This window comes from Nocardia inohanensis NBRC 100128, from assembly GCF_001612945.1.
In the GTDB taxonomy this organism is placed as follows: Bacteria; Actinomycetota; Actinomycetes; order Mycobacteriales; family Mycobacteriaceae; genus Nocardia; species Nocardia inohanensis.
Genome location: NZ_BDBK01000008.1, coordinates 16,345 through 30,413 on the forward strand (window position 1 = coordinate 16,345; position 14,069 = coordinate 30,413).

At 68.6% G+C, this 14,069-nt stretch carries 16 protein-coding genes; 9 read left to right on the top strand and 7 right to left on the bottom strand.

Features of this window, described 5'->3' with window-relative positions; all coding sequences use genetic code 11:
• Window positions 1–47: 47 nt before the first annotated feature.
• The gene (locus NI1_RS15815; protein WP_067820691.1) at window positions 48–911 is read right to left on the bottom strand and encodes a M48 family metalloprotease; all 864 of its coding nucleotides are present in this window, start codon (window positions 909–911) and stop codon (window positions 48–50) included.
• Window positions 912–1,086: 175 nt separating this feature from the next.
• Between NI1_RS15815 and NI1_RS15820 the strand changes: the two genes are divergently transcribed.
• Window positions 1,087–1,542 (top strand): hypothetical protein, encoded by a 456-nt coding sequence (locus NI1_RS15820; RefSeq protein WP_157535147.1) that lies wholly within the window; start codon window positions 1,087–1,089, stop codon window positions 1,540–1,542.
• A 120-nt stretch (window positions 1,543–1,662) separates the two neighbouring features.
• On the top strand, window positions 1,663–2,883 hold the full coding sequence (locus NI1_RS15825) for a cytochrome P450 (RefSeq protein ID WP_084523285.1): 1,221 nt from the start codon (window positions 1,663–1,665) through the stop codon (window positions 2,881–2,883).
• 15 nt (window positions 2,884–2,898) lie between these two features.
• Here the strand turns inward: NI1_RS15825 and NI1_RS15830 are convergent, their stop codons facing one another.
• Window positions 2,899–4,041, bottom strand: coding sequence for an acyl-CoA dehydrogenase family protein (locus NI1_RS15830; protein WP_067820698.1), 1,143 nt, complete (start codon window positions 4,039–4,041; stop codon window positions 2,899–2,901).
• Between the two features lie 75 nt (window positions 4,042–4,116).
• On the opposite strand from NI1_RS15830, the gene NI1_RS15835 reads away from it, so the two are divergent.
• The 3 genes from NI1_RS15835 to NI1_RS38820 all read left to right on the top strand — a co-directional run bounded on the left by NI1_RS15835 (window position 4,117) and on the right by NI1_RS38820 (window position 6,292).
• On the top strand, window positions 4,117–4,713 hold the full coding sequence (locus NI1_RS15835) for a TetR/AcrR family transcriptional regulator (RefSeq protein ID WP_067820701.1): 597 nt from the start codon (window positions 4,117–4,119) through the stop codon (window positions 4,711–4,713).
• A 98-nt stretch (window positions 4,714–4,811) separates the two neighbouring features.
• Complete coding sequence (locus NI1_RS38815; protein WP_218026754.1) at window positions 4,812–5,591, top strand: FAD-binding oxidoreductase; 780 nt, start codon at window positions 4,812–4,814, stop codon at window positions 5,589–5,591.
• On the top strand, window positions 5,588–6,292 hold the full coding sequence (locus NI1_RS38820) for an FAD-binding oxidoreductase (protein WP_218026755.1): 705 nt from the start codon (window positions 5,588–5,590) through the stop codon (window positions 6,290–6,292). Before NI1_RS38815 ends, NI1_RS38820 begins: the two co-directional genes overlap by 4 nt.
• Window positions 6,293–6,313: 21 nt before the next feature.
• On the opposite strand, the gene NI1_RS15845 is transcribed toward NI1_RS38820, so the two are convergent.
• A complete protein-coding gene (locus NI1_RS15845; protein WP_245663242.1) occupies window positions 6,314–7,060 on the bottom strand; it encodes a serine protease in 747 nt (248 codons plus the stop codon).
• 72 nt (window positions 7,061–7,132) lie between these two features.
• Between NI1_RS15845 and NI1_RS15850 the strand changes: the two genes are divergently transcribed.
• Both NI1_RS15850 and NI1_RS15855 read left to right on the top strand, forming a co-directional pair.
• Window positions 7,133–7,627 (top strand): pyridoxamine 5'-phosphate oxidase family protein, encoded by a 495-nt coding sequence (locus NI1_RS15850; protein ID WP_067820708.1) that lies wholly within the window; start codon window positions 7,133–7,135, stop codon window positions 7,625–7,627.
• Window positions 7,627–8,469, top strand: coding sequence for a helix-turn-helix domain-containing protein (locus NI1_RS15855; RefSeq protein WP_245663243.1), 843 nt, complete (start codon window positions 7,627–7,629; stop codon window positions 8,467–8,469). The genes NI1_RS15850 and NI1_RS15855 overlap by 1 nt, the downstream gene beginning before the upstream one ends.
• A 78-nt stretch (window positions 8,470–8,547) precedes the next feature.
• Here NI1_RS15855 and NI1_RS15860 read toward each other — a convergent pair whose 3' ends face one another.
• Together NI1_RS15860 and NI1_RS15865 are read right to left on the bottom strand one after the other, a co-directional pair.
• On the bottom strand, window positions 8,548–8,952 hold the full coding sequence (locus NI1_RS15860) for a VOC family protein (RefSeq protein ID WP_067820711.1): 405 nt from the start codon (window positions 8,950–8,952) through the stop codon (window positions 8,548–8,550).
• 58 nt (window positions 8,953–9,010) lie between these two features.
• The gene (locus tag NI1_RS15865) at window positions 9,011–9,589 is read right to left on the bottom strand and encodes a PadR family transcriptional regulator (protein WP_067820714.1); all 579 of its coding nucleotides are present in this window, start codon (window positions 9,587–9,589) and stop codon (window positions 9,011–9,013) included.
• Between the two features lie 155 nt (window positions 9,590–9,744).
• Here NI1_RS15865 and NI1_RS15870 point away from each other — a divergent pair, with 155 nt between their 5' ends.
• A complete protein-coding gene (locus NI1_RS15870) occupies window positions 9,745–11,199 on the top strand; it encodes a hypothetical protein (RefSeq protein WP_067820717.1) in 1,455 nt (484 codons plus the stop codon).
• Window positions 11,200–11,251: 52 nt separating this feature from the next.
• Window positions 11,252–12,070, top strand: coding sequence for an alpha/beta hydrolase (locus tag NI1_RS15875; RefSeq protein WP_067820720.1), 819 nt, complete (start codon window positions 11,252–11,254; stop codon window positions 12,068–12,070).
• 13 nt (window positions 12,071–12,083) lie between these two features.
• On the opposite strand, the gene NI1_RS15880 is transcribed toward NI1_RS15875, so the two are convergent.
• Together NI1_RS15880 and NI1_RS15885 are read right to left on the bottom strand one after the other, a co-directional pair.
• Complete coding sequence (locus NI1_RS15880; protein ID WP_067820723.1) at window positions 12,084–12,941, bottom strand: enoyl-CoA hydratase-related protein; 858 nt, start codon at window positions 12,939–12,941, stop codon at window positions 12,084–12,086.
• A gap of 61 nt (window positions 12,942–13,002) precedes the next feature.
• Window positions 13,003–14,007: a DNA topoisomerase IB gene (locus tag NI1_RS15885; protein WP_067820726.1), complete on the bottom strand. Its 1,005-nt coding sequence runs from the start codon at window positions 14,005–14,007 to the stop codon at window positions 13,003–13,005.
• Window positions 14,008–14,069 lie beyond the last annotated feature (62 nt).

Genomic DNA, 14,069 nt, shown 5'->3' on the forward strand with positions numbered 1-14,069 from the left:
GCGACCGCTAGGTTAATCGAGTGGAGCACGGACGCGGCGCGGTTCGACTACGGCGATGCCGGGCCCTGACGGCCGCGTTCCGGTAATGTCATGGCGCGCAGTCGATCCGGGATCGGTGGGTGGTCGTCGAACCAGCGCCGGAATGGTGCGGCGGGCTCGGTGCCGGTCGGTCGCTGCCGCCGGAGCAGGGCGTCGGCGAGTTCGTGCCGGTATCCGAGGTGGACGGCGATCGCGTCGGCTCGCAGCTCGGCTCGGCGCCGGCGGGCGGCGGTCGCCAATGGTTCGACGCCGAGCAGTACGGCCATGGCGGTCGCGGGCCATCCCGCGGCCGGGGTCAGACTCCATGCCGCGACAGCCAGTATCAGTACCGCGCTGACATACCGGACGGCCGTGGCAATCGGGCCGGTGGCACGGCGGGTAACGAGGCGTCCCGGTAGTGTCCCCAAGCGCTGCGCCAGCCGTACCGGTGCGCTGATCCAGGCTTCCAGCAACCGCAATCGGGCGTCGGAGACGATGTGGTGCCCGTATTCGTGGGCGAGCACGGCTTCCAGTTCCCGGGGCGGCAGCGTGCCTACGGCCCAACTGGTGACGGCGACGAGCCGGGCCGGGCCGGCGTACGCGTTGATCTGCGGCGACTGCTGGATCCAGAGTGAATAACCCCAGCCGTCGACCCCCGGCCGCTGCGACAGGTTCGCCCACGCCGTCGAGAGCGCATCCGATTCCCCGGCGACCGGGCGCCGTAGGCCGAAAGCGGCGGCGAGCAGGTCACGGCGTGGGTGGAACCATCCGGCATCGAACAGTGTCACGCCCGCCAACAGCCATGCCCCGCAAAGAGTGGCGAGCACCCACACTCCCGCGCATCGTTCGACGACGATCACGATCGAAGCGACGGCCGCCACGGTCACTGTCATCAATAGCGCTGTCACTGGTCCGCCCCTCCGCCGCCGGACCATTCACGCTACGGCCTATCGAACCGCGCCGAATTTGTATCGGATCAACACTCGATTGTCCGAATGAGCCTGTCCGGTAGGTTGAATCGACCGTTCGCATCGATGGCGGCGGCAGTGTGCGGCGGAAGGACAACCTGTGCGGAGTAGTACCGGCCCGATCATGCTGAGCGCGATCGCCATTGCGGTACTTGGGCTTTCGGCTTGCTCGAACGAAACGAGCGGCCACCCCGAAGCATCGCACTCGACCACGACGGCGTCAGCCCCGGCCACCACCGCCCCGAAGACAACCACCCGCACCTCCACCCCGCGCCCCACGAGCGCCGCCGCCGACTACATCCCCTGCGGCGCCGCCTCGAACGGGCTGGGCGTCCTGGCCGCGACCGCCAAGGGCGAATCCTTCTGCGCCCAAGCCGTATCCGTAGCGAACACATACATCACCCTCCGCAACCAGAACGGCGATACCACCGAAGATCTCGCCGTCCCCGCCACTCCCGACGACTGGACTTGCGGCCAGCGCGACGGCAACCCCAACCCCTACGTCGAATGCGTCAACTCGGCCCAGCCCACCGAACGTCTGAAGATCGTCTCCTGATCGGCGATTGAATGCCCGTAGCGTCGTTGGTAACGTTGCGCGGGCCGATCAAACACGTTGTGTGACACCGGCTTACATTCAGCAGTCCGATAACCGGTCTGCCCGATGAAAGGCCCGCCGATGGCACCGCAACCTCAGGAACGCCGGGTGCCGGCCGCCGCCTGCCCGATACCGACCGGCACGGCGCAGCGCTTGGAGATCGAACCGGAATTGGGCCGGCTGCGCGATGGCGACGGGCTGGCGCGGGTGGCGATGCTCTTCGGCGGCGATGCGTGGCTGGCGGCCCGGCACGGCGATGTCAAGACATCACTGTCCGATCCCCGCTTCAGCCGGGCGGCCGCACTCGGCGCCGATATACCGAGGTCGATCCCGGTGCCACCGACCGACACCAGCCTGGTTCTCATGGATGGCGCCGAGCACGCCCGGCTGCGCCGCCTGGCGGCGGGCGCATTCACCCATCGGCGCATGGAACAACTCCGGCCGCGGGTCCAGGAAGTGGTCGACACCCTGCTGGACCGCATCGTCGAACGCGGCCCGGTGGCCGACCTGGTACGCGATCTCGCAGTGCCCCTGCCGATCACGATGATCTGCGAACTACTCGGCGTCCCGTTCGAGGACCGGGAACAGTTCGGCGCCTGGACCGACGCGGCGCTCGCGCTCTCCGCCTACCCGCCCGAGCAGATCGTCAGCGCCCGCGAAGAACTCAAGCGGTACCTGACCGGACTGGTGGCGAGATGCCGCGCACATCCCAACGACGACGTCCTGGGCGTCTTGGTGCAGGCCCGTGACGACCAAGACGCACTCAGCGAAGATGAACTGGTTCAGTTCGGCGTGACCCTGCTGATGGCCGGGTTCGAAACCACCGTCAACCAGATCGGCAATTTCATCTACACCCTGCTCACCCACCCCCACCAGCTCGACCTGCTCAAAGCCGACCCTGCGCTACTGCCGCGCGCCATCGAAGAACTACTCCGCTTCACCCCGGCCGCCATCAGTCCACTGCTGAGCCGAATCGTGCTCGAAAACACCGAACTCGGCGGCACCCTGTTGCGCGCCGGAGACGCCGTGGCCGTCCACAATCCCGTGGCCAACCGGGATCCCGCCGTATTCGAGCGCCCCGACGAACTCGACCTCACCCGCCAAGACAACCCTCACCTTGCGTTCGGCTACGGCCCACACCATTGCCTCGGCGCACACCTGGCTCGAATCGAGCTCCAGGTAACCATCGGCACCTTGTTCCGGCGATTCCCGACCTTGGCTTTCGCTATACCTGTGGAGGACATCCCGTTCCGGCAAGGCCGCATGTTCCGTGGCCTCCTGGAACTACCGGTCACGTGGTAACCATCGCCGGGCCGATCAGTTGGCGGCGAGGCCGCGGGCGATCACGAGGCGCTGGATTTGGTTGGTGCCCTCGAAGATCTGGGTGATTTTGGCTTCGCGCATGTAGCGCTCGACGGGGAAGTCCTGGGTGTAGCCGTAGCCGCCGAAGACTTGGACGGCGTCGGTGGTGACCTTCATGGCGGCGTCGGTGGCGATGAGTTTGGCGACGCTGGCTTGGCGGGAGTAGGGGAGGCCGGCGTCGCGGCGGCGGGCGGCGTCGAGGTAGGTGGCTCGGGCGGAGTCTACGGCGGCGGCCATGTCGGCCAGGACGAAGCCCAGGCCCTGGTGGTCGATGATGGCTTTGCCGAAGGCTTCTCGGTCTTTGGCGTAGGCGACGGCGTCGTCGAGGGCTCGTTGGGCGATTCCCGTTGCCACGGCGGCGATTCCGAGGCGGCCACTGTCCAGGGCGGAGAAGGCGATGGGGAGACCTTCGCCGGCGGCGCCGATGAGGCGGTCGCGCGGGACGAATGCCGCGTCGTAGGCGGCGCCGGTGGTGGGGACGGCGCGGAGGCCCATTTTCTCTTCGGGTTTGCCGAAGGTGAGGCCGGGAGTGTCGGCGGGGACGAGGAAGCAGGAGATGCCTCGGGAGCCTTCGCCGGTGCGGGCGAAGAGGGTGTAGTAGTCGGCTTTGCCGCCGTTGGTGATCCAGGCTTTGGTGCCGGTGATGCGGTAGCCGTCCTCGGCTTCGACGGCGCGGCAGCGGAGGGCGGCGGCGTCGGAGCCGGCGTGGGCTTCGGAGAGGGAGTAGGCGCCGATCAGGTTGCCGGACAGCATGTCCGGGAGCCAGCGGTTCTTCTGTTCGTCGGTGCCGTAGGCGAAGAGGGGGTGGCAGGAGAGGCTGTGGACGCTGACCGCCACCGCCACCGCCGCCCAGCGCGCGCCCAGCTCTTCCAGGACTTGGAGGTAGACCTCGTAGGGCTGTCCGCCGCCGCCGAATTCCTCGGGGTAGGGGAGGCTCAGCAGGCCCGCCGCGCCGAGTGCGCGAAACGCCTCTTCCGGATACCGCTGCTGCTTCTCGAATTCGGCGGCGTCGGGTTCCAGGACCTTGTCGGCGATATCGCGGGTCAGTTCGAGAAGGTCGCGGGCTTCGGTGCTGGGCAGCAGGCGGTCGACTGGCATGCCATTACGTTACGGGTGACACCCAATTCCGTGCAAGGGTGCACGCAATTTCGGATGATTGGGTAGAGTGACCTGGTGGTTGCGGGTCTGCCTTTGAACAAGCATCAGGAGAAGAGTCTGCGAACGCGGGCGCTGCTGCTGGATGCCGCCATCGACAGCCTGGCCGAGGTGGGGTATGCGAGCGCGTCCATCGCCGATATCACCGCGCGAGCCGGAGTGACGCGGGGAGCGCAGTTGCACCACTTTCACACGCGGCAGGAATTGTTCGCGCAGACCATCGATCAGCTGACGCAGCGGCAGCGGGAGGCGCTGGGTAAACGGGTACGCACCCTGGGGGCGAGCGCCGCGCCCGGGGAAGTGCTGGTGGAGTTCGTGACCGCGCCGTTCGCGGGCAAGCTCGGCAAGGCCGCCGTCGAGCTGTACGTCGGGATCGCCAACGATAAGGAACTGCGGCGCGAAATGCTGCGTGTGCAGCACGAATTGACCGTCGAGCTGCTCGACGCGTGCGCGGCCCGGATCGATGTCTCGCGTGAACGCCTGGAGGCCGCGTTCTGGCTCACCATCAACCTGGTGCGCGGCGCCACCCTCGATGAGATGGTCGGGCGAGATCGGTTGCGCCGCAAGCAGGTTCTGGCGGACTGGACGCGCCTCGCCGAACAGCTGCTCGGCTGAAACACCGGGCCCATCGGGGGCGATGACCGGGCGGATGGTGTTTTCGTACCGGTTTCCGGTGTGCGGCGATCGGGAATGTCCTCGGGGGAGGCATCGCGATGGCGATCGATCGTCGGACTGTATTGCGTGCGAGCGGGGTGGTGGCGGTGAGCGCCGCGCTGGGGGCGTGGACGGCCGGCGGCCGGCAGCAGGCGGAATCCGCTCCGGGGCAGCTGGATTGGGCGGGATTGCGCAATCGGCTGTCGGGTTCGCTGCTGCTTCCGCAGGACAGCGGGTACGAGCGCGCGAAACTGGCGTTCAATCCGCGATTCGACGACCGGCGACCGGCCGCGGTCGCCAAGTGCGGCACCGTCTCCGATGTACAGGCCTGTGTGACCGCCGCCGCCGGCACCGGGATCACGGTCGCGGCCCGCAGCGGAAGCCACAGCTACGCAGGTTATTCCACCCCCGACGACGGCTTGATCATCGATGTGGGTGGGCTCGACGGCGTGGAGGTCCGGTCGGACGGCACCGCCGTGATCGGCGCGGGCGCCCGGCTGATGCCGGTGTACGCGGGCTTGGCCGACGCCGGCCGCTGTCTCCCGGCCGGCTCCTGCCCGACCGTGGGGATCGCCGGGCTCACCCTCGGCGGCGGTATCGGCGTGCTGGCCGGGAAGTACGGATTGACCTGCGACAGTCTCGTTTCGGCGGAGATCGTCACCGCCGACGGCACCGTGCGGACCGCCTCGGCGACCTCCGAACCGGACCTGTTCTGGGCGTTGCGCGGCGGAGGCGGTGGCAATTTCGGTGTGGTCACCTCGTTCACCTTTCGCACCCAGCCCGCACCCCGCCCGGCGGTGGCCAAGCTGCTGTTCCCGGCGGTTCGTCGACGGCCGTGATCGGCGGCTGGCAATCCTTCACCGCCACCGCCCCGGACGAATTCTGGTCCACCCTCGCGATTTCCGCCGGTTCGCCGCCGTCCAGCCGGATCAGCGTCTGCTATCTCGGCACCGACAAGGACCTGAACTCCCTGCTGGACAAGCTGATCGCGGCCATCGGCGCCCAGCCCGCGAGCCGCGAAGTCACCACCATGGCGTTCTTGCAGTCCGTGCAGTATTTCGGTGGCTGCTCGAACTATGCGGTCGCGCAATGCCGTCCGTCCTGGAACGACGGCGGCGCGCTGGAGCGCGAATCCTTCACCGCCTCCTCCCGGATGCTGACCGAACCGCTCGCGGATCCAAGCCGCCTCACCGCACTGCTGACCGGACGCGCCGGCATGGACGTGCTGCTCGACAGCCTGGGCGGCGCGGTGCGGCGAATCGGTGCGGCCGACACCGCGTTTCCGCATCGAAGCGCGCTGGCGACGGCGCAGATCTACGTCGGCGGAACGACCGCGGCGGACCGGACGGCGGTCGGCGAGGTGCGTGACGCGCTGGGCGATCTCGCCGGCGCGACCGGATTCGTGAACTACATCGACCCGGACCTGAAGGATTGGGGCCGGGCCTATTACGGCGCGAACGCCTCCCGGTTGCGCAAGGTCGCCCAGCGCTACGATCCGGATGGCGTATTCACTTTCGCGCAGTCGGTGTCGAAACTCTGAGGCGCGGGCGTTCGAACGAGATCAGAACGGCGCGGGCAGGCGTGCGTACACGCCCGGATATCCGGGTTGCGCCGCGCCCCGCGCCCACGAGGTGATTCCCACCAGTTCACCGTTCACCAAGAGCGGCCCGCCGCTGTCGAATTCGCCGGTATCGGCCGTGGTGGATCCGGCGCACACCATATCCGCGGCGTCGAACGCACCGGGGTAGGCGCGGGCGCAGTCGGCATCGGTGGTCATCGGAACCTCGGCCGCTCGGAGCCGGGTATTCGTGGTGTCGCCTTCGGCGGTCGCACCCCAGCCGAGCACACTGCCCGAAGTGCCGTGCGGTGCGGCGATCGCGACGGTCGCCCGCAGCTGCGGCTCGGCCAGGGTCAGAATGGCGAGATCGTGGCGATAGACATCCACCCCGTCCACCGTTTCCTGCCGGAAGTCCGGGTGGATCCGAACCGCCCGCACACCCACCGTGACTCCGTCGCTCGCCCGCAGGTCGGTGCGGTCGAAGCGGACGGTCAGGGCCTGGGGGAGCAGCGCGGCCAATTGCACGCAATGCGCCGCGGTCAGCACCTGATCGGGTGCGATGAGCGCACCCCCGCAGAACTGACCGGACGGGCGCTCGAAGAAGAACGGACTGCCCACGGCCGCGAGCCACGGATACGCACCCGCGCCGACCTCGGAGCCGCCGATCACCGCGGCGGCGGGGGAGACGGCCAGGGTCGCCCCGGCCAGCAGTACCGCGGCAGGTACCGCGAGACGACGGAAGACGGTCACGCCGCCCATTGAAACAGACCGTCCGCGCCGATGACGGCCGAACCTGTCGGCCCCCGCGCGTACCGTCGATCTATGACGTCCTGGTCCGAGTTCGCTGCTGCCGCACCGCACATCTCGTCGATCTTCACCCGCCGTCACGCCGCCACCGGCAATCTCTGCATGCTGGCCACCGTGCGCGCCGACGGCTCGCCGCGCATCAGTCCCATGGAACCTCGCTTCTTCGAGGGGCAGCTGTGGGTGGCGGGCATGCCCAACACCACCAAGTTCGCCGATCTGGCGCGTGATCCGCGTTTCTGCCTGCACACGGCGACCGTCGACACCCAGGTGGGTGATGGCGACGCCAAACTGTTCGGCACCGTCCGCAATGTGCGGGACGAGGCGCTGCACAAGCGCTTCGCCGACGCGCTGTTCGAAGAAACCGGGTTCGACCTACGTGGCCAGAAGTTCGATCCCTTCTACGCGGCCGAGCTGACGGGGGCGTCCGCGGTGGAGGTCGTCGACGGCAAGTATCTGGAGATCACGATGTGGAAGCCGGGCAAACCCGAATACACGGTGCGGAAGGACTGATGTCCGCGGACCCGGCGCAGGTGACCGCCGCGCGGGCGGGGCATGCGATGCGGGCGTGCAGGATGGGCAAGAATGCACGCGATGCAAGTGTGCGCGATGTGCCGAATACCGCGCATCCCAACGCATTTCCGGCCCAGGAGCAGTATCGCGAACGCTCGTCGAGTCTACCGGGCGCGGTCGTCTGGACCCGTGAAACGGTCGGCGCCACGGACGCCCGGGTGCTCCCGGACGGCTCCATGGATCTGCTGTGGATCGACGGCCGTCTCGCCGTGGCGGGCCCCGACACCCGGGCTTATGTCCTATCCGTCGGCCCTGCGACCCGCATCGCCGGAATCCGCTTCTTCCCCGGATCGGCTCCGGCGCTACTGGGCATACCGGCGCACGAACTCCGGGACGGCCGTGCCGATCTCGCGGATATCTGGGCTCCCGCCGATGTACGTCGTGCGAACGATCTGCTCGCCCGTGCCGGACACCCCGCCGCCGGTCTCGAGGAAATCGCTCGCTGGCGCGCCGCGGACGCCGCCGTACCCGATCCGCTGCTGCATGCCATTGTCAGCCAATTGCGCGCGGGCGAATCGGTATCCGCGCTCGCGGACAGCCTCGAGCTGGGCGCTCGGCGTCTGCACCGCCTATCCCTGACCGCCTTCGGCTACGGCCCCAAAACCCTGGCCCGCATTCTGCGCATGCAACGCGCGCTGGCCCTGGCCCGGACGGGTACGGCATTCGCGGAGGTCGCGGCCCGCACCGGCTACGCCGACCAGCCCCACCTATCCCGCGAAATCCGCGCCCTCACCGGCCTGTCGCTCACCGGCGTGACCCGCGCCCGCCCAGCGCAACCCTGACCAGGGTCGGCTGACCCGAGCGCTTCGCCGGGCGGGAGTCGCCTGACCCCGGTAGACGCGGGTGCCCGGTCCGCACCATCACCCCTGCGCGGATTCCCCCAGTGCCGCATAGAGATCCACACTGTTCCCGTCCGGGTCGGCCACGGTCGCGTAGCGCTGCTGCCAGAAGGCGTCGAACGGTTTCAGCTCTCCGTGGTACCCGGCCGCGACCAACTCCTCGAACTTCGCGTCGACCTCGCCGGGACTTTCACACCGCACGGCCAGCCCGATCCGCCCGGTCCCGCTCGCCCGCCACTGCGGGTGGAACGACCGAATGACCTCCTCGGTATCGAAGGTCAACCGCACCCCACCCGGCAAGCCGACCTCCACATGCGGCTCCGATTCGGCCCCCGCAGCGATATCCAGCCCGAGTCGCCGGTAAAACGCCAGCGCCGCCGCCATATCCGAGACGACGATCCCGATCACATCCAGTTGCACAGTCATACCCGAACCCTAGGAGCGCCCGAGCGGCTCTGTCTTGAACGAATCGGACACCCGGGTCTCAGTCGCGGTTCTCGAAGTCGGCGAGGGTGACCTCGAGCCACCCGATGAAGGACGCGGTGGAGGCGCGGCCCTGTTCATGTGCCGCGCGCATGACGTCCGCGGCCCAGAGCGGGCTGATCTCGTCGATCGGTTCGAGGGCGGCGGCCAGTTCGCCGACCCGGGTCGGTGTGCGCACCTGTTCGCGGCGGTAGTCGAGTTCGGTGCGCAGGACGCGGATGGCGGTATCGCGGCCGAGTATGCCGCCCAGGAGAAATCGGACCATGAAGTCGGGGTCCATCGGGCGCGGGGCGGGCTCGTAGGGCGAGTTCGCCCAGTCCAGAAGCGTCTGTTTGCCGTCGGCCGTGAGCCGGTAGACCTTGGCGTCGGGCTTGCCCGGACGCGGCTCGACCTCGAATTCGACCAGGCCGCGTTCGACCAGTTTGGCCAGCGCCCGGTAGACCTGCGGCAGGGTCACGCGATAGCCGATGAAGCGGCCGGGCCCATCCATCCACTTGCCCAGGTCGTAGCCGGACAGCGGGCGCAGCGCCAGCAGTCCGAGGATCACGGTATCGAGCATGCGGACAGCATATGTGCTCATGCATCTATGCGAGGGACATATGTGTGTGCGAACATATGCGGGTCCGTGAGCGGCTGAATAGGAGTGCGAGAACATTGGGCTTGGATGATGCTGGTGACGCGGTTTTTGGTAGGCGTACCTTCAACCTCGGCATTGCAGGGGCGCTGGCGATAGGTGTGTCAGCACTTACACGAGGCGGGCGAGCGACGGCTGAGACGCCCGCGCGCGGCCTGATCGCCGATACCGCGTTCCATCCGGTCGGCACCGATTTCTTCGGCGTCAACGGCGCCCGGATCATCTCCCCGCTGAATGCCCGGCAATGGCACGACCCGGCCTTCCTGGACCGGCTGGCGGCCGTCGGCCCGCGCCTGCTGCGGGTGCAGGGCGGCACCACCTCGCAGTGGATCGATTGGCGCACCGGCCGATTCGTAGAGCGGTCCGGCAGCAGCTTCGCCACCGCCAACGACGGCCGGCCGCCGCTCACCTTGGAAGACTGGGCGTTCGCCGTGCGCCGGATCGGTGCGACACCGATTTTCGATCTGAATGTGGCGACATCCACCTTGGCAGAGCAGATCGCCCAGCTGCATGCGGCCGAGCGGCTCGGAATGCCGGTGCGCTACCTCGAACTCGGCAACGAGATCTGGATGCCGATGTCGCCCTACACCGAGCTCTACCCGACCGGCGCCGACTACGCCCGCGTCATGAACGACTGGATCGTGGTGTTGCGCAAGGAGTTCCCGCAGGCCCGCATCGGGGTGCCCGCCGCGGACGATGCGCTGGGCTCGGCGCTCGGCGAACGGTACCGGACCTGGAATCAGGGCCTGTTCGACACCATCCGAGGCGCGGACGCCGCGGTGTTCCACCCGTACTGGATCGTCGACCCCGTTCGCGCGGACATCTCGTCCACCGCCGCGGGCGGCACCGTGGCCTGGACCGAACTGTCCCGCGCGCTGCCGAAAGTGCCTGCCGCGATGTCGATCTGGATCACCGAATACAACCAGATGGGCCGCGAGGGCACCCCACCGCTGACCATGCTGCCCGCCTTGCAGCAGACCTGGGCGGTGGCACTGGGCGTGGCCGCTTTCACCCTGCGGGCGCTGTGCGATCCCAAGGTGGAGATGGCCGTGCTGCACTGCGCCCTCAACGGCGCGCCCGGCAGCGACACCTCCGGCGGCGGCACCACCAACCAGGCCGTGCACGCCCTGATCTCCGACGGCACCGGCGGTTCGGAGGTGTTCGGCCGGACCGCGCACAATGTGGCGCTCACGCCGATCTATGACAGCCTGCGCGCGGATTCCACGGTGCGGATGCTGAGTTTGGATACGCCGGTCGAGGTTCCGGCGCTGCTGCTGGTGCCGGCCTACGCGGGGACGGTCTCGGCTTTCACCGGTGTGGAGCTGTCCTCCCCGGAAGGAACCAGCGCCGTGCTGCTCAATGCCGGCGCGGAACCGATTCGAATCACCCTGCCCGAGTATCTGTCCGGCGAGGCGGAGATCTATTGCGCACCGCCCGGCGCCGCGCCGGCCTTCGTGGCGGGCGACACCATCCCGGTCACCCGGATTCGCGCCTCGGGCTCGATCGAGTTGCCCGCCTACTCGGAGACCGTCCTGCGCGGATCACCCGCGGCCTGAGCCCGGCTCGCCCACAATCGAATACCCGATCCACGACAACGAGGAGTTCCCCATGCGACCAGCGACCCGCTCGGGTATCGCGCTCGCAGCCCTGGCCGTCACGGTCACCCTGGCCGCACCGGCCCGGGCAGAAGCCGGCGCGGCGCCCGCACTCGACTCGATCGAGCCCTGTCCCGCAGGTACTTCCGGCCACCCGATCCTGATGATCCACGGCACCAACGCCACCCTGGAGAAGAGTCTGGGCCCGACCTATCAGGCTCTGCTCGCGGACGGTCGTTGCGTCTACGGCCCGGATTATGATTCCAGTCGCGCGCTCGCGGAATCGACCGGCTACTTCACCGCCGTCGCCGAGCGCATCCTGGCGGTGAACGACGCCGCCTCCATCGATCTCGTCGGAAAGTCCCAGGGCGGGTTGATCGCCCGCGCCGTGAGCCTGGAACTCGCCCAGCGGCCGTCGAATCCGGTCCGGCGGGTGATCTCGGTCAGCGGCCCGCAGCGCGGCATCGACCCGGCCGGGAGCGCCGAGCTCGGCGCGCTGGCACTGCGCCTGCCAGGTCTGCCACCCGCGATGCACGACATGATCGCCGGCTCCGAATTTCTGACCGGACTCGATCGCGGGCAACCGGCCGCCCCCGGCGTGCGCTACACGATGATCGGGACCCGGTCCGACCAAATCGTGACGCCCTACACGCGGTCGTTCCTCGACGCCCCGAATGTCGAGAACGTCACCCTGCAAGACGGCTGCCCGGAGGATCTGGCCGGGCACCTGGCCGAATCCACCGACCCGCGCACCATCGACCTGACCTTGCACGCGCTCGATCCGGACCGGCACCCCGAAATTCGTTGCCAGGCCAACGACGACACCCGCTGACGATCGCGGTTCCTCACTTCGGCAGCCAGTCGCCCAGATCGGGTAGATCGGTGCTCGCCACGCCGGTGAATCGGGGCGGGCGCTTCTCCAGGAACGATGAGATGCCCTCGGCCAGATCGGGACTGGTGGCGGCGTGCGGGATGGATTTCCGGTCGAGGGCGAAGGCGGCTTCGGGATCGCCGTGGGCGGTCATCGCCACCAGGGCCCGGCGGATCAGGGCGGCGGAGGCCGGAGCGATCTCGGTGGCCAGGTCGCGGGCCAGAGCGTAGGCGGCGGGGAGCAGGTCCTCGGGCGCGTGCACGCTGGTGATCAGTCCGGCGGCGAGCGCCTCGTGAGCGGTGACGAGGTTGCCGGTGAGCATCCACTCCTTGGCCTTGGCCAAGCCGACGAGCTGGGGCAGGAACCAGGTGGAGCCGCCTTCGGGGAACAAGCCGCGCCGGGCGAAGACGAAACCGAATCGGGCGCGATCGCTGGCCAGCCGGAAGTCTGCGGCGAGCGTCATGGAGATACCGACGCCGACCGCCGGACCCGGGAAGGCCACGATCACCGGTTTGTTCGAATTCGTCATCGGCCGGACCACCCGGGTGGAGGGTTCGTCCCACTCCGGATCGGTGGTGTCGCCGAGCGACGGTTCGGCGAAATCCATACCGACACAGAAGTAGTCGCCGGCCGCCGTGAGCAGGATGACCCGGACCTGGTCGTCGCGGTCGGCCGCGGTCAGGGCGGCGCCGAGCTCGTCGGCCATGGTGAGGGTGAACCCGTTGCGGGCGTGCGGCCGATTCAAAGTGATCGTCGCGATCGCCTCCGCGACGGCGTAGGTGATCGTCGAATAGTTTGCCGCGCCGTCCGAGCGCCCGCCGTCGGTAGTCATGCCCGAAGATCCCGTCGTTGAGTGAATGGAACCTGAAGCCTCTCAACGCATCAGCATCTGGTCAATGCCCGCGCAGCAGGCGCGTCACCGCTCGGTCGACAAGGAGACGCTGTTCCTCGGGGCCCGCCCGCTGTGCCCGCCGCAGTGCGGCCGCGATGGTCCGCCCCTGCTCGAATGCGGTGACGATGCGCGGATCGACATAGGAGGCGCGGGTGACCGTGGCGGTATTGCCGAGCACCAGCGACACATCGGTCATCACCTGTTTGATCACGGCACGACGAGCGCGGGCCGATGCCGGCAGCTCACGGGTGGCGAAGTCGGCCGCGGCATGCACCGTCGCCTGCCAGGTCCGCAGGTCCTTGACGCTGAACTCCGGACCGGTGAGTTCGCGGAAGCGCCGGTTGATGTCCTCGGCGTGCAGCGGGTGATATCCGCTCGCGTCCTTCCACACCAGCAGCCGGTCGCTGCTCGCGGGATTGCGCAGCAGGGTGCGCGCCGCTTTCGCGAGCGCGGCGTCACACACCGTGACCTGTTGCCGGATACCGCCTTTCGCGATGAACTCGAAGTCGACCGCATCCCCCGACACCCGGACGTGCTCGCGCAGCATGGTCGCGACGCCGTGCGTGCCGTTGGATTCGGCGTACTCCTCGCCACCCACCCGGAAGACACCCGAATCGAGCAGCGCGATCGCCGCCGCGAGCACCCGGTGCTCGGGTACTCCCCGCAGCGCGAGATCGGCCCGGACCTGTTCGCGCAGGCGCGGCAGATGCTCGGCGAGCTCGAGCACCCGGTCGAACTTCTCCTCGTCCCGCTCGCGCCGCCATTGCTGGTGATACAGGTACTGCCGCCGCCCGGCACTGTCGCGGCCGACGGCCTGCACATGCCCGTTCGGATGCGGGCAGATCCAGACCTTGCGCCAGGCGGGCGGAACGGCCAGCGCCCGAATGCGTTCGAGGGTCACGTCGTCGGTGACCGGGACGCCCTCGGCGGTCGCGTAGGAGAACCCGCGCCCGCGCCGCCGCCGGACGATCCCGCCGGCGTAGAGATCGCTGTGCCGCAAACGCATGGCTGTCCTTTCCCCGGCGACCATCCCGCTACCGGGCAATACCCGCGTGGTCGGCGATCACA